This is a genomic window from Bacillus sp. 01N42_2 (genome assembly GCF_056399565.1).
Genome location: NZ_JBFTRO010000001.1, coordinates 11,621 through 29,544 on the forward strand (window position 1 = coordinate 11,621; position 17,924 = coordinate 29,544).

Annotated in this window: 25 protein-coding genes and 1 riboswitch; of the genes, 4 read left to right on the forward strand and 21 right to left on the reverse strand. The window is 46.4% G+C overall.

What is annotated here, in order from left to right; all coding sequences use genetic code 11:
* Positions 1-69: 69 nt before the first annotated feature.
* Positions 70-996, forward strand: coding sequence for a MerR family transcriptional regulator (locus AC1DN5_RS00075; protein ID WP_366969756.1), 927 nt, complete (start codon positions 70-72; stop codon positions 994-996).
* A 32-nt stretch (positions 997-1,028) separates the two neighbouring features.
* On the opposite strand, the gene AC1DN5_RS00080 is transcribed toward AC1DN5_RS00075, so the two are convergent.
* The 3 genes from AC1DN5_RS00080 to AC1DN5_RS00090 are packed head-to-tail and all read right to left on the reverse strand — an operon-like array spanning position 1,029 to position 3,083.
* Entirely contained in the window at positions 1,029-1,619 is a 591-nt protein-coding gene (locus AC1DN5_RS00080; RefSeq protein WP_049627317.1) for a sporulation delaying protein family toxin, read from the reverse strand.
* Complete coding sequence (locus AC1DN5_RS00085; protein ID WP_366969757.1) at positions 1,612-2,556, reverse strand: sporulation-delaying protein SdpB family protein; 945 nt, start codon at positions 2,554-2,556, stop codon at positions 1,612-1,614. Before AC1DN5_RS00085 ends, AC1DN5_RS00080 begins: the two co-directional genes overlap by 8 nt.
* Entirely contained in the window at positions 2,553-3,083 is a 531-nt protein-coding gene (locus tag AC1DN5_RS00090; protein WP_016938020.1) for an SdpA family antimicrobial peptide system protein, read from the reverse strand. Before AC1DN5_RS00090 ends, AC1DN5_RS00085 begins: the two co-directional genes overlap by 4 nt.
* A gap of 124 nt (positions 3,084-3,207) precedes the next feature.
* Between AC1DN5_RS00090 and AC1DN5_RS00095 the strand changes: the two genes are divergently transcribed.
* A complete protein-coding gene (locus AC1DN5_RS00095) occupies positions 3,208-3,480 on the forward strand; it encodes a DUF1648 domain-containing protein (protein ID WP_047477653.1) in 273 nt (90 codons plus the stop codon).
* Positions 3,481-3,519: 39 nt separating this feature from the next.
* On the opposite strand, the gene AC1DN5_RS00100 is transcribed toward AC1DN5_RS00095, so the two are convergent.
* The 3 genes from AC1DN5_RS00100 to AC1DN5_RS00110 all read right to left on the reverse strand — a co-directional run bounded on the left by AC1DN5_RS00100 (position 3,520) and on the right by AC1DN5_RS00110 (position 5,449).
* Complete coding sequence (locus AC1DN5_RS00100; protein WP_016938018.1) at positions 3,520-3,894, reverse strand: nucleotide excision repair endonuclease; 375 nt, start codon at positions 3,892-3,894, stop codon at positions 3,520-3,522.
* 66 nt (positions 3,895-3,960) lie between these two features.
* Positions 3,961-5,076 (reverse strand): NAD(P)/FAD-dependent oxidoreductase, encoded by a 1,116-nt coding sequence (locus tag AC1DN5_RS00105; RefSeq protein ID WP_366969758.1) that lies wholly within the window; start codon positions 5,074-5,076, stop codon positions 3,961-3,963.
* Positions 5,077-5,113: 37 nt separating this feature from the next.
* Positions 5,114-5,449, reverse strand: coding sequence for a class I SAM-dependent methyltransferase (locus AC1DN5_RS00110; protein ID WP_366969759.1), 336 nt, complete (start codon positions 5,447-5,449; stop codon positions 5,114-5,116).
* 73 nt (positions 5,450-5,522) lie between these two features.
* Between AC1DN5_RS00110 and AC1DN5_RS00115 the strand changes: the two genes are divergently transcribed.
* Both AC1DN5_RS00115 and csn read left to right on the forward strand, forming a co-directional pair.
* On the forward strand, positions 5,523-5,984 hold the full coding sequence (locus AC1DN5_RS00115) for a DUF2691 family protein (protein ID WP_095241372.1): 462 nt from the start codon (positions 5,523-5,525) through the stop codon (positions 5,982-5,984).
* A 136-nt stretch (positions 5,985-6,120) separates the two neighbouring features.
* Complete coding sequence (gene csn, locus AC1DN5_RS00120) at positions 6,121-6,957, forward strand: chitosanase (protein ID WP_095241371.1); 837 nt, start codon at positions 6,121-6,123, stop codon at positions 6,955-6,957.
* Positions 6,958-6,994: 37 nt separating this feature from the next.
* Here the strand turns inward: csn and sufB are convergent, their stop codons facing one another.
* The 15 genes from sufB to gcvH form a co-directional block, all read right to left on the reverse strand.
* A complete protein-coding gene (sufB, locus tag AC1DN5_RS00125; protein WP_003151878.1) occupies positions 6,995-8,392 on the reverse strand; it encodes a Fe-S cluster assembly protein SufB in 1,398 nt (465 codons plus the stop codon).
* A gap of 19 nt (positions 8,393-8,411) precedes the next feature.
* Positions 8,412-8,855: a Fe-S cluster assembly sulfur transfer protein SufU gene (sufU, locus tag AC1DN5_RS00130; RefSeq protein ID WP_003151877.1), complete on the reverse strand. Its 444-nt coding sequence runs from the start codon at positions 8,853-8,855 to the stop codon at positions 8,412-8,414.
* Positions 8,845-10,065, reverse strand: coding sequence for a cysteine desulfurase SufS (sufS, locus tag AC1DN5_RS00135; protein WP_047477634.1), 1,221 nt, complete (start codon positions 10,063-10,065; stop codon positions 8,845-8,847). Before sufS ends, sufU begins: the two co-directional genes overlap by 11 nt.
* Positions 10,065-11,378 (reverse strand): Fe-S cluster assembly protein SufD, encoded by a 1,314-nt coding sequence (gene sufD / locus AC1DN5_RS00140; protein WP_016938012.1) that lies wholly within the window; start codon positions 11,376-11,378, stop codon positions 10,065-10,067. Before sufD ends, sufS begins: the two co-directional genes overlap by 1 nt.
* Before the next feature lie 17 nt (positions 11,379-11,395).
* On the reverse strand, positions 11,396-12,181 hold the full coding sequence (gene sufC, locus AC1DN5_RS00145; RefSeq protein ID WP_003151872.1) for a Fe-S cluster assembly ATPase SufC: 786 nt from the start codon (positions 12,179-12,181) through the stop codon (positions 11,396-11,398).
* A 177-nt stretch (positions 12,182-12,358) separates the two neighbouring features.
* Complete coding sequence (locus tag AC1DN5_RS00150) at positions 12,359-12,511, reverse strand: YuzK family famiily protein (protein ID WP_016938011.1); 153 nt, start codon at positions 12,509-12,511, stop codon at positions 12,359-12,361.
* 192 nt (positions 12,512-12,703) lie between these two features.
* Positions 12,704-13,081 carry a carboxymuconolactone decarboxylase family protein gene (locus AC1DN5_RS00155; protein ID WP_031306536.1) on the reverse strand — a complete coding sequence of 126 codons (378 nt, stop codon included), beginning with the start codon at positions 13,079-13,081 and terminating at the stop codon, positions 12,704-12,706.
* A gap of 92 nt (positions 13,082-13,173) precedes the next feature.
* A complete protein-coding gene (gene metQ, locus AC1DN5_RS00160; protein WP_366969764.1) occupies positions 13,174-13,989 on the reverse strand; it encodes a methionine ABC transporter substrate-binding lipoprotein MetQ in 816 nt (271 codons plus the stop codon).
* Positions 13,990-14,002: 13 nt separating this feature from the next.
* Complete coding sequence (locus AC1DN5_RS00165) at positions 14,003-14,671, reverse strand: methionine ABC transporter permease (RefSeq protein WP_188154480.1); 669 nt, start codon at positions 14,669-14,671, stop codon at positions 14,003-14,005.
* Positions 14,664-15,689, reverse strand: a complete 1,026-nt coding sequence (metN, locus tag AC1DN5_RS00170; RefSeq protein WP_016938008.1) for a methionine ABC transporter ATP-binding protein MetN — start codon at positions 15,687-15,689, stop codon at positions 14,664-14,666. The genes AC1DN5_RS00165 and metN overlap by 8 nt, the downstream gene beginning before the upstream one ends.
* Before the next feature lie 105 nt (positions 15,690-15,794).
* A riboswitch (SAM riboswitch) is annotated at positions 15,795-15,901 on the reverse strand.
* Positions 15,902-16,012: 111 nt separating this feature from the next.
* Positions 16,013-16,363 (reverse strand): SCP2 sterol-binding domain-containing protein, encoded by a 351-nt coding sequence (locus AC1DN5_RS00175; RefSeq protein ID WP_016938006.1) that lies wholly within the window; start codon positions 16,361-16,363, stop codon positions 16,013-16,015.
* Between the two features lie 96 nt (positions 16,364-16,459).
* Positions 16,460-16,780, reverse strand: coding sequence for a thioredoxin family protein (locus tag AC1DN5_RS00180; RefSeq protein WP_342007042.1), 321 nt, complete (start codon positions 16,778-16,780; stop codon positions 16,460-16,462).
* Positions 16,781-16,788: 8 nt separating this feature from the next.
* Entirely contained in the window at positions 16,789-17,151 is a 363-nt protein-coding gene (locus AC1DN5_RS00185) for a toprim domain-containing protein (protein WP_366969767.1), read from the reverse strand.
* Between the two features lie 69 nt (positions 17,152-17,220).
* On the reverse strand, positions 17,221-17,457 hold the full coding sequence (locus tag AC1DN5_RS00190) for a YusG family protein (RefSeq protein WP_016938003.1): 237 nt from the start codon (positions 17,455-17,457) through the stop codon (positions 17,221-17,223).
* Between the two features lie 54 nt (positions 17,458-17,511).
* Positions 17,512-17,895: a glycine cleavage system protein GcvH gene (gene gcvH, locus AC1DN5_RS00195; protein ID WP_003151844.1), complete on the reverse strand. Its 384-nt coding sequence runs from the start codon at positions 17,893-17,895 to the stop codon at positions 17,512-17,514.
* Positions 17,896-17,924: the final 29 nt, after the last annotated feature.

The window sequence follows — 17,924 nt, forward strand, 5'->3', positions numbered from 1 at the left end:
TTATTTCCCGCACTCTCTTGACCTGACCCTTAGAGACACGTTTAGAATAAAAGCAGGGAGTGATGCAGAATGAATATAAAAGAAGCTGCCCGGCAGACGGGTCTCACGAAAAAAGCCATCAAATATTATGAGCAGGAAGGTTTAATTACCGTCAGCAAAAACCCTGATAACGGATACCGTGAGTATTCCGCAAAGGATGTAAATACACTGAAAATGATTGCCGCCCTCCGAATGCTGGCACTGTCCGTAAGCGATATTAAAGCGTTTCTCTTAGAGGGCAGCAGCCTGCATGAGATACTGCAGCAGCAGCATCAAAAGCTCAGCCGGCAGATTGAAGGGCTTGAGCAGGAACGGAAACTCACCGAACTGCTGCTCAAACGCGTGGAGGGTGCAGAAAATGTCGATTCCATTTTACATGACATCGGCGAAGTCCAAATAGACGAACCGAAGTATATGGGGCTTCAGCTGAAAAAACTGTTCCCGGGAGATTTCGGAAAATTTATCGCCGCGCTGTTTGAACCGTTCCTCGACTTTTCTATTGATACAGATGAGAAAAAAACGACATGGGCGGAGCTTATTAAAGTATTGGATGATATGGAAGAAGTGCCGGCCGCACACCCGATCATGCAGCTGGTCGGCAGTGAGGATCCGGCTCAGCTCCAGCAGCACAAAGCCCAGCATGACCAATTCATCGAGCGGATTTTGGAGAGAGACCCCGCTACTTGGGACACTCATAAAAACACAATCATTCAGCTCGTAAAAAGAGTGCAGACAGATGAAGAATACAGAGAAAACCTGATCAAGGTCGGGGAATCCGCTTCGGATCTGCCTGCGCTTAAGGCGGGTTCGCCTTTCAGCGATCTCCTTCAAAAGCTCAGTCCGACATATGACAAATACGTGCGCCATCAGCTTGAACTGAAAAAAGAAGCCGACGAGGAGCTCGGCTTTGATTCAGAGGCATATTTAAAAGAGATGCTGCAAATAAAAAAACGCTAAGGCCGTTTTCCTTAGCGTTTCTTTCTTCAGCTTCAGTGCTGCGCATTAATGCGGTCCACGACATTAGCGATGAGCTGCTCTTTGCCTAAGTCGGAATCTTCGTCAACGCTTGCTACTGTCAAAATGATCGCCGCTACCGCAAGAGCGATCGTCTCAATGGCGGCTGCTGCGTTTAAAAACACCCAAACTGCCGTTGCGCATTGGCCGATGGCCGTTGATTTTCCTTTGTCCATGCTTTTTTTGTCAAATTCTTCTTTCAGCACTTTTGCCATAATCTGCGAACCTTGATCAATGACGCTGTTCACTTTCTCATAATCGCCGCTGTAGACCGCCGTTTTTAACTTTTTAAAATAATCCGGCGATGACTTTTTAATATCAGCGATCACCTGATCGGAAACTTGCTTTAATTCGTCCTGATTAATCTTTTTGACAGCTTTGGTATCCCATACCTCGGGAAGAAGCTTTGCGACCTCACCTTGTCCAAAAAAGATGCCGGAAAAAATGTCTTCACCCGAATAAGAGACGGCTGGCTTCGTTTTCGCTGTGGCATGCGGGCCGACTAATGCGACCATTAAAACAAACACCAGCAGCATGGCGGCAGCTGACCTTTTACTTTTAACCATATAATTTCCTCCTTTTCCTTTTATTGAGAAAATTGTAACTAATAAAATAGGAATTGTAATGGTTCAAAGCTACTGTTTTCTCTGCCGGCACCAAAAACAGGACCAAAATACCAGACACTGTAATGGAAAATGAGGTAAGCCCAAGCATGACAGCAAAAATTTCATGCATAAAAATGGATATAAACAAGATCAGGCGCCAATATTTTTTCGGAGCGAACAAAGCGCAGAACATAATGGTTTGCACAATGAGCGTGCCCCAAGTCGGGATGATGACAAGCTTTGACTGCAAGATAAAGTCAAACAGACTGTGAAGCGCATCCGGCAGCCCCAGCATCGGATCGTTCAAATAGTAATAAACGGCGGTGCCATTCTGCCACTCTTCTTCCATCAATTTGGCAATGACGGAGTTAAAGTACAGCATCGCGACCTGCATTCTTATGATTGTCAGTGTCGCCCAGCATAAGGAACGGTAATAAGGCTCAAGCGGCCTTTTCTCAAAAGACGCTTCGTACGGAGACCAGTGCCACTTCCGCGGATCAGTTAATGTCAAGGGCAGCAGCAGCAGCGTAAAGACGGCAGCCACCTGATCGCCCCCATCAAGGGTAACGGCGGAGTTTTGGAAGCTGTATGAAATCCACCAGTGAAAAAAACCGGTAAGGCGGGGCCGCCAGCCAATGACAACCAGAATTAAAATACAGATACAAACCGCTTTGACGACCTCAATGTAACGGAATTCGGGAAACAGCAAGAACAGGCTGAACGTATCGGAAAAGCTGAGCATTTGATTTTGCGTTTTAAAGAAGACAGACGCCGGATTGAACAGCAATGTCAGAAGCGTGCCGAGCGCGATTAAACTTCTGGCAAGCCCGTACACATTTGTCCAAGGCGGATTCTTCATCATCCATAAGGTGAGCTGCTTTTTTGCATCCTGAATCAATTGACATCCACTCCGATGTATTTTTTGATGGTTCGTTTCGTTTCAGTATGGCTGCTCCATGCCCATGGGGTAATGCGTTCATATGTAATGATCATTTTTCCTTTCAGCCTTGGGGAGGGAGACTCATTTTTCACCTTCAAAAATGTGGTATCCTTAAAGTCCTGGCCGGCCGTGAAGTCGTTCCACTTTTCTTTGGAAGGCAGCTTTTCCAGCATAAGGCCGAGCTCTATCCCTTGCGTCCGTCCGTAGCGGTTTAAGCCGATCACGTTTTTCAGAGAATTATTCGGCCATCTGAGCTCCTCCCCGGCATCAAGAAGATAGATGTTCAGGCTGTCTTCTCTCGGATCTTTACTGAAAAACCCCCAGCTTTGCGGATAAATCATAGAAACGGTTTTGGATTGATGTTTGGTTAATTGGATGGCGGAGCTTGGCAGTGCCGCGATAACGGTTAAAAACAAAACGATGATCCAGGCGGCCATGATAAAAAGAAAGAATGAAAACATGCCGGTTTGCTTCTTGTCAGTCAATCGAAACCCTCCTATTGTTTGGAAATTTCATTGACATGATTATACACCATTCAACAGGTAAAATATTGATAAATTAGATTTTTCGGACTAATATACTATTATATGTAAAAAAAGGAGTGTTCATATGTTTTTGATGAATGATAAGGTGCTGTGGGGAGCTGTGGCTCTCGCCTTTATTCTGTCGATTGTGTTTTATCCGTTGCTTCCTGCTGATATGGCCATTCACTATGACGTGTCGAACCGTCCGAATACAGCTATCAATAAAACGGCCGGCGTTCTGATTTTACCCGTGCTTATGATTGTCTGTATGTTATTCAGAAAACGGATCGTCCAATTATTCCTCGTCGTATACTTTCTGCTGATCGTACACATCGCGGTGCTGTGGCTGGCACTGTAACAACAATAAAACCGGAGCCTTGAAGGGCTCCGGTTTTCCTTATTTATAAAATACTTTCTCAATGTTGTATTTTGACTGAAGGGTATTGATCGCGTACGTTTCGTAAATCTCCCTTTCCATCGGATCATTGACGACACATACTTCAATTTTATACACTTCGTCCCTGTGATGTTTAACAGGCGACACATTGTCTTCAAAATGCTTTTTGATTCTTTGTCTTAATTTACGGGCTTTCCCGACAAACAGCAGTTCATCATGAATGTTATAAAACATAAAGATGCCGCCTTTGTCTCTTGGAATTCGGTGAAAATCAATGAAACCGTAAATCGCTTTAATCGCCGGTTCATTTTCCGACTGTGACTGCTGCCGTTCCGTAATCGTTACATCAGGAGCAGGAAGGTTTATTTTTATCAAAATGGGTCACGTCCTCTTATTCATTAAAGCTCCATCCTATCATAAGAATGCGCCAAAAGCTATTTTTTATTCAAGCGCCCCGGCCGGATCATAAAGGCTCAAATCAATTTCTGTCTGCTGACCGAGCGCGAGTTTCGCCAGTTCAGCCCCCAGATACGGCCCGCTCGTCAGCCCTGAGGCGCCCAGCCCGTTGGCAACGAGAAGTCCGCTGATATTCGGCAGTCTGCCGATGACGGGAAGAAAGCCGGGAGTAAACGGCCGGAAACCGACTCTTGTCTCCATCAACGTACTGTCTGAAAGCCCCGGCGCCACGGTTAATGCTTTATCAAAAATCTCGCGGAGACCGCCGGCCGTCACCCGCAAATCCATGCCGGTATCGTTTTCATGAGTCGCGCCCGCTACAATCCGGCCGTTTGCAAACGCGAGAATGTATTGATCATTTGGAGGCATGACGACCGGCCAGCCGCCCGTATCCTCATCCTGAAGTTCTAAATGAACGATCTGCGCCTTTTGGTACGATACTGAAAAGCGGATGCCGAGCGGCTCAAGCAGCTCTCTCGCCCAAGCGCCGGCCGTTACGAGAACCTGATCGGCCAAAAGCGTGCGTTCTGCGGTTTTCACACCGATGACGGCACCGTCCTCTGTCAATATTGACGCCTCTTCCTTGTAAACAGCCGCGCCGTGCTTAACGGCAGCGTTTAACAGCGCCTTACGAAGCGCCCTGCCGTTCACCCGGGCCGCACCGCTGATATGAACCGCTCCGTATTCCTCCGACAGCGCAGGAAACAATGCCTTCGTTTCTGCCGGAGTCAGTCTTGTAATGACACCGATTTCAGGAGCGTCCTCTCTTCTTTTATAAGCTCTTTCCTCCATTTGGCTGAGCTTTTTTTCATCCGTATGGAGACTGACGGCACCGACCTTTTGATAACCGGTGTCCGTTTCTCCGTCAGCTTCAAGCTGCTGTATCAATTGGTTATAATAACGGGCTCCGCCTTTTGCGATCGCATACCATGCCTGATTGCGGCGCTGTGACAGCCACGGGCAGACGATCCCCGCCGCAGCGTCAGTCGCCTGCCCCCTGTGTTTCCGGTCAATGACCGTTACATCCGCACCGGCCTTTGCGAGATGATAAGCCGCTGATGCACCGAGAATGCCGGCTCCGATAATGATATAAGACTTCATGTGTAACACCTTTTCTATCTGTTTTGTCTTATTTATTTTAACAAATGGAGCGCCTGGTTCCTACCGGAGTCCTGACGGCAATGATGAGTTTCGAAAACGGAAACGTATAATAAAAGGAATAAGTTCTTGTCTGGAAGCCGCTTTCCTCAAGAAGCTTTCTGTATTGAGACGTATTTTTTATATCTGAGACAGCCAATGTGCCGCCAGGTTTCAGCACTCGCGCCATTTCCGCGATCGCCCGTTCCCTCTCTTTTCTGCCTGAAATATTGTGCGGCAAAATGTGAAATGACAAGGTCAAATGTTTGATAAGGATCGCGAGTAAGATAAACCCAAAAGCCCCATAAGGCGCATCAATTCCGTATCGTGTTGTCATACCATCAAGCCCTTTCAATATTTATCCAACTATTATATCATAATATTCAAAAGCCGAAAGAAGTGAGGACAATATGAAACGCGGCATTACCTTTGACATCCCAAATCAATTCGGGCGGTTTGCGGCAGATATATTAAAACCGTTCCCCATCTCTTCCTATACGTGGTTTATCGGTGATGGAGAGGCGTATACTGAGTTCAAAGAAGACACCGGTACAGACCTGTTTCCGCAAAATCAGCGCATCATTGAGGGTCAAGAACTCCGTCAGCGTCTGGAAGGAAACCCTTATTATATGATTTTTGCTGAATTGAAAGCTTTCCCGAGCGGGAGGGTAACGGAAATCAATACGTACGAGGAGTATGTGGAGAGTTCCTGTGAACTTGTGCTTCTCATCGCGGATTGCTCGTATGTAACGTTATATTGCAAAGATCCGGACATGCTCGAAGCTCTTTTTCAGCAGGCTGTACAATGCGGGTTTCACCGCGTTGACTATGTTACAGATGAGAATGATGCGAGAACGGGATTGTCTGTCTGATGAAGATGCGTTCTTTTTATGAAGCGCCGGATAGGGCTTATGATTCAAAATATTGACAAATCCGTGTGTTTTCAACAAAAAAACAACCCCCTCATGTATACTGAGTGCGTAACTTACATATGAAAGGGGTATGACCATGAAAATCAGGTTGAAGAAAAAAGCAGGTTTTTGGAAGAAGACGGCGGTTTCATCTCTTATTTTTACCATGTTTTTTACCCTGATGATGAGCAGTACGGTTTTTGCGGCCGGGCTGAATAAGGATCAGAAGCGACGGGCTGAACAGCTGACCAGCATCTTTGAAAACGGCAAGACGGAAATCCAATACGGCTATGTTGAAGCGTTGGATGACGGAAGAGGTTACACCTGCGGCCGGGCCGGCTTTACGACGGCTACCGGAGATGCGCTGGAAGTAGTCGAAGTATACACGAAAGCAGTGCCGAATAACAAATTGAAAAAGTATTTGCCTGAATTACGGCGTCTTGCGAAGGACGAAAGCGATGACATCAGCAATCTGAAAGGATTCGCTTCTGCCTGGCGCTCACTTGGCAATGATAAGGCCTTCCGCGCTGCCCAGGATAAGGTAAATGACAGCTTGTATTATCAGCCAGCGATGAAACGTTCAGAGCAAGCCGGACTGAAAACGGCATTGGCAAAAGCGGTGATGTACGATACAGTGATTCAGCATGGCGACGGCGATGATCCAGACTCCTTCTATGCCCTGATTAAACGCACGAACAAAAAAATGGGCGGGTCACCGAAAGACGGAACGGACGAGAAGAAATGGTTAAATAAATTTTTGGATGTGCGCTATGACGATCTGATGAATCCGTCAGATGAGGACACCCAGGATGAATGGAGAGAATCGGTTGCCCGTGTCGACGTTTTCCGCGATATTGTCAAAGAGAAGAACTACAATTTAAACGGGCCGATTCATGTCCGGTCAAGCGAATACGGAAATTTCACGATTCAATAAAACAAAAAAAACCCCGCCGCATGGCGGGGTTTTACTATTAACCGATGGAGCCTTCCATTTCGAACTTGATCAAACGGTTCATTTCAACTGCGTATTCCATCGGAAGTTCTTTTGTGAACGGCTCGATGAAGCCCATAACGATCATTTCTGTTGCTTCTTCTTCAGAAATACCGCGGCTCATCAAGTAGAAAAGCTGTTCCTCAGAAACTTTTGATACTTTCGCTTCGTGCTCCAATGAAATGTTGTCGTTCAGAATTTCATTGTAAGGGATTGTATCAGAAGTTGATTTGTTATCCATAATGAGCGTATCGCACTCGATGTTAGAACGGGCGCCGTCCGCTTTCCGTCCGAAGTGGACGATTCCGCGGTACGTTACTTTTCCGCCTTGCTTTGAAATCGATTTTGATACGATTGTGGATGACGTATTCGGTGCAAGGTGAATCATTTTCGCACCTGCGTCCTGATGCTGTCCTTTGCCCGCAAGAGCGATAGAAAGCGTCATGCCGCGCGCGCCTTCACCTTTCAGAATGACAGCCGGATATTTCATCGTCAATTTAGAACCGATGTTTCCGTCAACCCATTCCATTGTTGCGTTTTCTTCACAAACCGTACGTTTCGTTACAAGGTTGTAAACGTTGTTCGCCCAGTTTTGGATTGTTGTATAACGGCAGTAGCCGCCTTTTTTGACGATGATTTCAACAACCGCGCTGTGAAGTGAGTTTGTCGTGTACACAGGAGCCGTACAGCCCTCTACGTAATGAACGCTTGCTTCTTCGTCAACGATAATCAGCGTGCGTTCGAATTGGCCCATGTTCTCAGAGTTGATGCGGAAGTACGCTTGAAGCGGTGTTTCAACCTTCACGCCTTTAGGCACGTAGATGAAAGATCCGCCGGACCATACAGCTGAGTTCAGCGCCGCAAACTTGTTATCAGTCGGCGGAATGACTTTCGCCCAGTGCTCGCGGAAAATGTCTTCATTTTCTTTCAGCGCGCTGTCTGTGTCTTTGAAGACGATGCCTTGCGCTTCAAGGTCTTCTTTCATGTTGTGGTACACAACCTCAGATTCGTACTGTGCAGAAACACCGGCAAGGTATTTTTGCTCAGCTTCAGGAATACCGAGTTTGTCGAATGTCTGTTTAATTTCCTCAGGCACTTCATCCCAAGAACGCTCTGAACGCTCAGACGGTTTTACGTAGTACGTAATTTCGTCAAAGTTTAAAGAGTTTAAATCCCCGCCCCACTGCGGCATCGGCATGTTGTAGAAATGCTCAAGAGATTTCAGGCGGAAATCAAGCATCCATTGAGGCTCTTCTTTCATGCGTGAAATTTCTTCTACGATTTCTTTTGTCAATCCGCGCTCTGAACGGAAAATGGAAACGTCCTTATCGTGAAAACCGTACTTGTATTCACCAATTTCAGGCATTTTTTTAGCCATCCATTTTCACTCCAATCTTTTAATTGCCGCCTTTTTCGCCAGCGACTCCTTTTTCAAGTGCTTTCCATGAAAGGGTGGCACATTTAATCCGGGCCGGGAATTTCGAAACGCCTTGAAGGGCTTCAATATCCCCGAGATCTATTGAGTCGTCATACTCTTTCCCTTGCATCATGTCTGAGAAAATCTTAGACATGGAAAGGGCAGTATCAATATCTTTTCCTTTAATCGCCTGCGTCATCATGGAAGCTGAAGCCATGGAGATGGAGCAGCCTTCCCCTTCAAACTTCGCTTCCTGAACGGTATCGCCGTCAAGCTTCATTGTCAGTCTGATCCGGTCGCCGCAAGTCGGGTTGTTCATATCGACGACGATGCTGTCATCCAAAACCCCTTTGTTGCGCGGATTTTTGTAATGATCCATGATCACTTGTCTGTATAATGTATCTAAATTTGCATTAAAAGACATTTGTAAAGTACTCCTTTGTCTTTTGGAGAGCTTCCGCGAGCTTATCGATCTCTTCCTCTGTATTATACAGATAAAAACTCGCTCTCGCAGTAGCAGATACATCCAGCCATTTCATGAGCGGCTGGGCGCAGTGATGGCCGGCTCTGACCGCAATGCCCTCAGCATCAAGGACAGTCGCGACATCATGAGGGTGAACCTCATCAAGGTTAAATGTCACAAGGCCCGCCCGCTCTTTCGGTCCGTATACCGTCACGCCGTCGAGCTGTTCGAAACGGTCAAGCGCATAGGCCGCAAGCTTATGCTCATGCCGGGAAATCTCGTCGAGTCCGACCTCTTCAAGAAAATCAATCGCGGCTCCCAATCCGATCGCGCCTGCAATAATCGGCGTGCCTGCTTCAAACTTCCACGGAAGCTCTTTCCAAGTTGATTCATAAAGCCCTACAAAGTCGATCATCTCGCCGCCAAATTCGGCCGGCTCCATATTCTCAAGCAGTTCTTTCTTGCCGTATAGCACGCCGATTCCCGTCGGGCCGCACATTTTATGGGAAGAAAGCGCGAAGAAGTCGCAATCCAGATCCTGAACGTCGATTTTCATGTGCGGTGTGCTCTGCGCTCCGTCCACCACGATGACCGCGCCGTTGTCATGAGCGATTTTGGCGATTTCTTTAATCGGGTTGATCGTGCCGAGCACGTTTGACACATGAGCGACCGCCACGATCTTCGTATGGCTTGTGACCGTCTGCCGGACGTCTTCCAGCGAAAGCGTGCCGTCTTCCTGCATCGGGATATACTTTAAAGTCGCGCCGGTTGCTTTTACAGCCTGCTGCCACGGGATGATATTCGCATGATGCTCCATTTGGGTGATGACCACTTCATCACCGGGTTTTAAGCTGGCACGGGCATAGCTCAGCGCCACCATATTCAGTGAAGTTGTCGTGCCTTTTGTGAAAATGACCTCAGCCATTGACTTCGCATTGATAAACTTACGGACTTTTTCACGCGCTCCTTCATAGCCGTCTGTCGCTCTTGTGCCAAGAGTATGGACGCCTCTGTGAACATTGGAGTTGTATTTGTTGTAATACTGATCCACTGCTTCAATGACAGACCGCGGCTTCTGAGAAGTCGCCGCGCTGTCAAGGTACACGAGGTCATGTCCGTTCACTTGCTGATGAAGGATCGGGAACTGTTCACGAATATCAGTGATATTCATTATTTTACTTTCCTTTCGATGACGGAGACGAGCTGTTTCTTAACTCCTTCAATCGGAAGTTCTTTTACCACCGGAGCAAGGAATCCGTAAATGACTAAGCGTTCTGCTTCTTCTTTCGCAATTCCGCGGCTCATCAGGTAGTAAAGCTGAATAGGGTCCACACGGCCGACAGATGCCGCATGTCCTGCAGTTACATCGTCTTCATCAATTAAAAGAATCGGGTTTGCGTCGCCTCGCGCTTTTTCACTCAGCATCAGGACGCGGGATTCCTGTTCAGCGTTTGCTTTAGACGCGCCGTGCTCAATTTTGCCGATGCCGTTAAAGATGGAAGATGCGGCATCTTTCATGACTCCGTGCTTCAGGATATAGCCTTCGGAAGCTTTACCGAAGTGGATGATCTGCGTCGTAAAGTTTTCCGTCTGTTCTCCTCTTCCGACAACCACGGTTTTCGTATCGCCGTATGTGCCGTCTCCGTAGAGGTTTGTCGTGTTTTCAGAAATCGTGTCGCCGTCGTTCATCAGACCGAGCGCCCACTCGATTTTGCTGTCGCGTCCGCGCGCGGCTCCGCGGCGGTTGACGTATGTTGTGACGCCTGCTGACAAGTTGTCAACGGCACCGTACGTCACGCTGGCATTATCACCTGTGATTACTTCACTGATAATATTGAATACAGCTTCTTTCGGATTCACTGTGCTGATATAGTTCTCAACGTAAGTGACGGAGCTGTGGTCTTCAGCGACGATCAGCACGTGGTTGAACAATGCCGTGTCATTGCTTTCATGAACGTAAACGGCCTGAACAGGCGTCTCCACCTGAACGTTTTTAGGAACATAAAGGAATGCCCCGCCGTTCATTAATGCCGCATGAAGCGCAGTCAGTTTATGCTCGTCGACCTTTACGCCGTCTTTCATGAAGTATTTCTCAACGAGGTCGCTGTGCTCACGGGCAGCCGTTAAGATGTCCGTGAAAATAACGCCTTTGTCTTTCAGCTCTTTAGAGAGAGACAGGAATGCAGGCGTTTGGTCACGCTGCACATATAACGTTTTGTCTTCATTTTCAATATCGATCAGCGCTTTTGCTTCATCAGCTAAATCTTCCAAAGAAGCAAGCGGCGCGTTTTCTACTGTATGCTTGTTGAACTTTGTAAAGTTCCAATTTGTGATTTTTGTTTTATCAGGCTTAGGCAGCGGCAGATCTTCAGCTTTTTCAAGAGCCTGTAAGCGCAGGTTTTTCAGCCAGGCAGGTTCTTGATGCTTTTCGGAAAAGCCTTTGACATATTCCTGATCTACGGATAGTTTCGTTTCCAATGTCATGTTAATCCCCCTAACGCTTACGCTTCTTGGCCTACAGTTTCGTCTTCAATGCCGAGTTCTTGTTTAATCCAGTCATAACCTTCCGCTTCAAGGCGCTGTGCAAGCTCCGCACCGCCTGATTTCACTACGCGTCCCTGCATCATAACGTGAACGACATCCGGCGTGATGTAGTTCAGAAGGCGCTGATAGTGAGTGATCATTAAGCAGCCGAAGTTTTCGCTGCGCATTTTGTTGATTCCTTTAGAAACAACTTTAAGCGCATCGATATCAAGACCTGAATCGATCTCGTCAAGAATGGCGATTTTCGGCTCGATCATCATAAGCTGAAGGATTTCGTTGCGTTTTTTCTCTCCGCCTGAGAAACCTTCGTTCAGGTAACGCTGCGCCATTTCAGGGTCCATTTCAAGGAACTCCATGTTTTCGTCCATTTTGCGGATGAATTTCATAAGAGAAATTTCATCGCCTTCTTCGCGGCGTGCGTTAATCGCAGAGCGAAGGAAGTCGGCATTCGTCACACCGCTGATTTCACTTGGGTACTGCATCGCAAGGAAAAGACCCGCCTGAGCGCGCTCGTCCACTTCCATTTCCAGTACATCCTTGCCGTCAAGCGTGATGCTGCCTTTAGTGACTTCGTATTTCGGATGTCCCATAATCGCTGCAGAAAGCGTTGATTTACCGGTACCGTTCGGCCCCATGACAGCGTGGAATTCGCCGCCTTTTATTTCAAGGTTTACACCTTTTAAGATCTCTTTTCCTTCGATTTCAACGTGAAGATCCTTGATCGTTAATGTTGAAGCAGCCATATCTATACCTCCAAAAATATATAATCATTATTCTCAATTTATTCTCATTCTAATTTTATAACAAATGAAAAGTAAATACAACTTTTTATATTACCCGGAACATTCCTAAAGTTTATCAAAGAACCGGACGTAGTTAAAGCTGTTTGAAACAGAAAAAGGGCGGAATTCCACCCTTTTTTACTGACCGATTTTCTCATTAAACTGCGCTGCGAGGAACTTGCTTTTTTGGTACTCAAGCTCCCTCTGCCGTTCGACTTCCATCCTTTTTGAAAGACGCCGTCCGTATTCCTCGTAGCCGATGCCGTGTGACTTCTGCATCGCTTTTTCCATTTCAGGCGTATAGTCAAGGTCCAGTCTCTCGTGGCTGGTGCAGATAATGAATCAATCCCTTCATCTATTTGCTTCTATTGTAACAATGATCCTCTGCTCCGGCCAAAGGGAGTGTGCCCCTGAATCCTTTCGAATGTGCCGGTAACCGGCGCTGGCTTTATCTGAAAAACGATATTCATACGATTGCTCTTTCTAATGCGTCGTATGTCCGAATTCCTGAATACACTGCTGCACGAGGGTTACTCCCTGACTGAGAGCCGCGCCTCCCCCGAATGCCGCGGCGACGCTGATGACCTCAAGGATGTTTTCCTCTGTCGCGCCCTGATCAAGACAGCCTTTCGTGTGATAAATCATGCAAAATTCATCTTGAGCGCTGATGCTGATGCCCAGAGCGATTAATTGTTTCTCTTTTTCAGTTAATGAATCCGCTGAAAAACACTGTTCAGTAAATTCATTAAATTTCCGCCCCATCATCGGCATTTTTTGCTCGAATATGCCTAAACCTTCTTTATATTGTTTCAATGCGTCATGCACGCTTTTTCCGTTATCCTGGTATTGAGCCACTGCCATTCCCTCCAATCGTTAACCTTCCTTTTTATTATGGACAGTTCTCCGATTAATACCCAAAAAAAACCCCGGATGATCCATCCGGGGTTTTTGCTTTATTCAGATACAGGAAGCACGGCTCCGTCGTATTTTTTCTCAATAAAGTCTTTGATTTTCTTAGAGTGAAGCACTTCCATAAGCGCTTTGATTTTCGCTGATTTTTCGTCACCTTTTCGCACGGCGATGATGTTTGCGTACGGGTTGTTTTTCGTTGATTCTACTTGAATCGCATCTTTTAACGGATTCAGTTTGTTTTGAATCGCATAGTTGACGTTAATGAAGACTGCATCGCCTTCTTCTTCATTATATGCTTTCGCCGTTAATTCAGGGGCGATTTTTTTGAATGTCAGGTCTTTCGGGTTTTTCGTAATGTTTTTCGTAGTGGCGTCAATTGTTTTTACCTTCGGATCAAGAGTAATCAATCCGGCTTTTTCAAGCATCGCCAGCATCCGGCCTTGTTCAGCGACGTTGTTTGTCATGATGATGGTCGCGCCTTTAGGCAGGTCTTTCAGTGATTTGTATTTTTTTGTGTAAATTCCGAATGGCTCAAGGTGAACGGCTCCGGCATTCACGAGTTTGTAATCTTTATTTTCTTTCATTTCCTGTTCAAGGTAAGGAACGTGCTGGAAGTAGTTTGCATCCACTTCTTTATCAGCTAACGCTTTGTTGTACATTTTGTAATCGTTCAGCACTTTTACTGTTAATGTGTAGCCTTTTTCCTTCAGGAGCGGCTCCGCTTCTTTTAAGATTTCAGCGTGCGGCGTCTTTGTCGCAGCGATGACGATTTCCTTTTTATTTGAGCCGTTTGATCCGCAGGCGGCCAAAACTCCCGCGAACACAAGCAGCAGCGCACTTAGTACAATCTTTTTCAATGTAAATCCTCCCTTATCTTTTGTCTATTATATTTGTAATCACATCACCGATGATTTGAATGATAAAGACGATGATGAGTATAAATACAGTTGCTACAAACGTTACATCCGTATTATTGGACTGGTACCCCTCTACATATGCAAGGTTTCCGAGTCCGCCTGAACCGATGGCGCCGGCAATGGCGGTAGATCCGATCAGGGCGATGGCTGTAACGGTGATGCCCGAAATTAACGCAGGCATTGATTCAGGAATCAGCACTTTGAAGATAATCGTCGATGTCTTTGCTCCCATTGATCTGGCAGCTTCGATGACTCCTTTATCGACCTCACGCAGCGCAATTTCAACAAGCCGGGCATAAAACGGCGCGGAGCCGATAATCAGCGCAGGCAATGCCGCGTTCGGCCCTAAAATCGAGCCGACCAAAATCTTAGTAAAACCGAGAAGCAGAATAATTAAAATAAGAAACGGAATAGACCTGAAAATATTAACGACCGCCGCAATCACGGTGTTAATGATTTTATTTTCCCATAAGCTTCCCTTGCCCGTTAAAAAGAGCAGAAGACCGAGAATCGCTCCGATGACAAATGAAAAGGCTAAGGCGATGACCGTCATATAAAGGGTCTCGTATGTGGCCGTCCACAGCTCGGTTAAATCAACGTTTGGGAACCATTTTTCAAACATTTGTGATCACCTCTGCTTCTACCTGTTTGTCTTTGATGAACCGGATCACGTTTTCTACTTCTTTTTCCTGACCGTCAATATGGATGAATAAAGAACCGTAGGCTCCGTCCTTCGTCTGTGAGATTTTCCCCTGCAGAATATTGACGTCCACATCAAAGTTTCGGATCATCTCCGTAATGAGGGGCTGCTCGGCGGCCTGCCCGACAAATGAAAGCTGAATCGTTTTTCCTGTCGCGGTTTCCTGCAGAAAATGCTGGATGGTTTCTTTCGTCTCCTCCGGTTCTGTCACCTGCTGAACGAAACGCTTGGTCATCGGTTCGCGCGGGTTTCTGAAGACTTGGAGCACTTCGCCTTCTTCAACGACTTTCCCGTTTTCCATAACGGCGACTCTGTTGCAGATTTTTCGGATGACGTGCATTTCATGGGTAATGAGCACGATCGTCAGACCGAGTCTGTCATTTATATCGGATAAAAGATCCAAAATTGAATCGGTCGTCTGCGGGTCGAGCGCTGATGTTGCTTCATCGCACAGAAGGACTTTCGGATTATTGGCGAGCGCCCGGGCGATGCCGACACGCTGCTTTTGACCGCCGCTCAGCTGTGACGGATAAGACTTTTCTTTTCCCTCTAATCCGACCAGTTTAATCAGCTCATCGGCGCGGCGGACCCGTTCGCTTTTTTTCACGCCGGCGATTTCCAGCGGAAACATAATGTTCTCCCGGACGGTGCGCGACCACAAAAGGTTAAAATGCTGGAAAATCATGCTGATTTCCTGGCGCGCTTTTCTCAGTCCGCGGCTGCTTACTTTATTTAATTCCGTCCCCGCAACTTCCACGATGCCTGACGTCGGCTTTTCAAGGCCGTTCAAAAGACGGATTAAGGAACTTTTACCAGCTCCGCTATATCCTATAATTCCAAATATTTCGCCCTTTTTGATATCAAGAGTGACATCTTGGACAGCATTGACATCCCCATGCTTCGCTTTGTAAATTTTTGAAACATTTTGAAGATGGATCAAAGCAATCACCTGCCTTACACTATTCTAAGAAATCTTCCGGTTTTCTACGCAAAAGAAAAGCCTTTCTGCAAAAATGAGCAGAAAGGCTTATTGAAAAAGGCCTTTCTCTCATCTTTCAAAGCAGACCGCTTTGAGTGAATTGGCACCATTTCAACATCGTTGATGGTTGCCGGGCTTCATAGGGCACTTCCCTCCACCTCTCTTGATAAGAGAAAACATATCGTATTTTCGTCCGGAAATTCTTACTGTAGAATAGCACGGCGAATGATAAAAAGTCAATAAAATAAATAATGGAAGCTATTGTCACATAGTAGATTGGCAGTTTACGGCCGTTTGCTGATCGTCTGAAAAAATCCGTTTGTCAGCCAGAGGATGGCCTCCAGCTTCAGCAGGGCTCGGAATGATCCTTTCACTTTGAGTTTTCCGCTTTGGATGAGCTTCTGCAAAGAGACATCACCGTGCAGGAGATGGATGATTTCCGTCTGGTTTCCGTAAAAGGTCAAATTTGATTTTTCCTTTGAAACCGCCGTTTTTCTCATTTCTCCCTGTCCGTTAATTGAGACCGTTAAGGCTTCTTTTTCTCCCTGGAATGTAATCAGCAGCGTTGAGGCGTTTAATAGCGGTTTCAAAAACAGATGCTGTCCGTCATTCTCCAAAACTTCTATTTTCTCCACTCGTATAACCTCCCGTTTTAATGGCCATACATACACTTTCTCTTTTTAACGGACAGAACCCTTTATAAACCGCACGACATTTTCCTGTAAAAATTGTCACATCGGGAACGTTTGCGATGTTTTTTGTTTAATCAGCTCATATAAATAGGAAACGGAGCGGAAGGCGTATCCTTTCTCAACAAGCTCTCCGCCTTTAAACAGCAAAAAGCACGGAACGCTCTCAATCTGATAGGCTTTGGCGAATGCGGGGGAATAATTCACGTTGTTTTTATAGAAGGCGGTGCCGGGCAGCATTTCTTCGACGACAGAAAGCATCTTGGACGCCAGCTGGCATGTGCCGCAAAACGGGGTGTACAAATACAGGAGATAGATGTCATCCTGAATCAATTCGAGTTCATTTTCTTGGAGTTCTTTCATTTTGATTATCACCTCAGGTCGTTCTTTTTCAAAAATACAGGGTCTGCATCAAGGCCGGCTCTGATCAGCATGGATGCGAGATGATGGCCCGGGCATGACTCGACTTGCCTGTATGTTCTGTCTATATAGATATGGCGCGCTTCGGGAAGCTCCCGTTTCAGCTGTTTTCTTAATTTTTCTCCGGATTCATCCGCGTCCGTTAATATAAACACGTCTCTGTCAAACAGGCGGTCCGCCAAATCTTCCAGTTCGGTTTGGCCGATCGTCCCGTTTGTGCAGACGATTTCCGCGGGTTCGATGAGCACTTCTCTGACTTTGATTTTATCCGATTTTCCTTCTACGATGATCACCTTTTCATCTCCGTTGAACATAAGCGCATCACCTGCCGATTGTTTTAGCATCAGATTAAAAAAGAAGGCAGTGAAATTCACCGCCAACTGTTAACACCAGCCGTTCTCATAATCGCAATCCACATATTTCGGATCACTGCCGTTTATGACATCGGCTGTTTTATAAAATTTTTGATTCTCAAATGAAAAGCCCTGTTTGAGCTCGTACTGGTTCATGCCTGTCATCTCGCCGATGGCTTCATTTTCATGAAACAAGGAAAACCGGCCGTTTTGAAAGCGGCCTGTGACGTTCTCCGTCACATCGACCTTTTGTTTATCAAAAGCCATATTAGACACCTCCCGTTACAGATAGAATGTCCAAATGGCCCTTTTGCTATCCGATCAGTCTTCCTGTGTCATTTCGTCATATTGCTCGGAAGTCATGAGGTTTTCGATTTCTTCAGCATCAGCCGGTTCCACGACGATCATCCACGCTTTTTCATACGGAGACTCGTTTACGAATTCAGGGCTGTCATCAAGGTCTTCGTTCACTTCCGTCACCGTTCCGTTAATCGGTGCGTACAATTCGGATACGGTTTTGACGGATTCTACGCTGCCGAATGGCTCGTCCGCTTTAATTTCAGCGCCGACTTCCGGAAGCTCGACAAATACGATATCGCCAAGTTCGGCTTGCGCGAAATGTGTAATCCCGATACGGGCTTTTCCGTCCTCAACTTTGACCCATTCGTGCTCTTTGGAATAACGCATATCTTTCGGTGTGCTCATCTAAATCCCTCCAATTTTTTCTTATAATA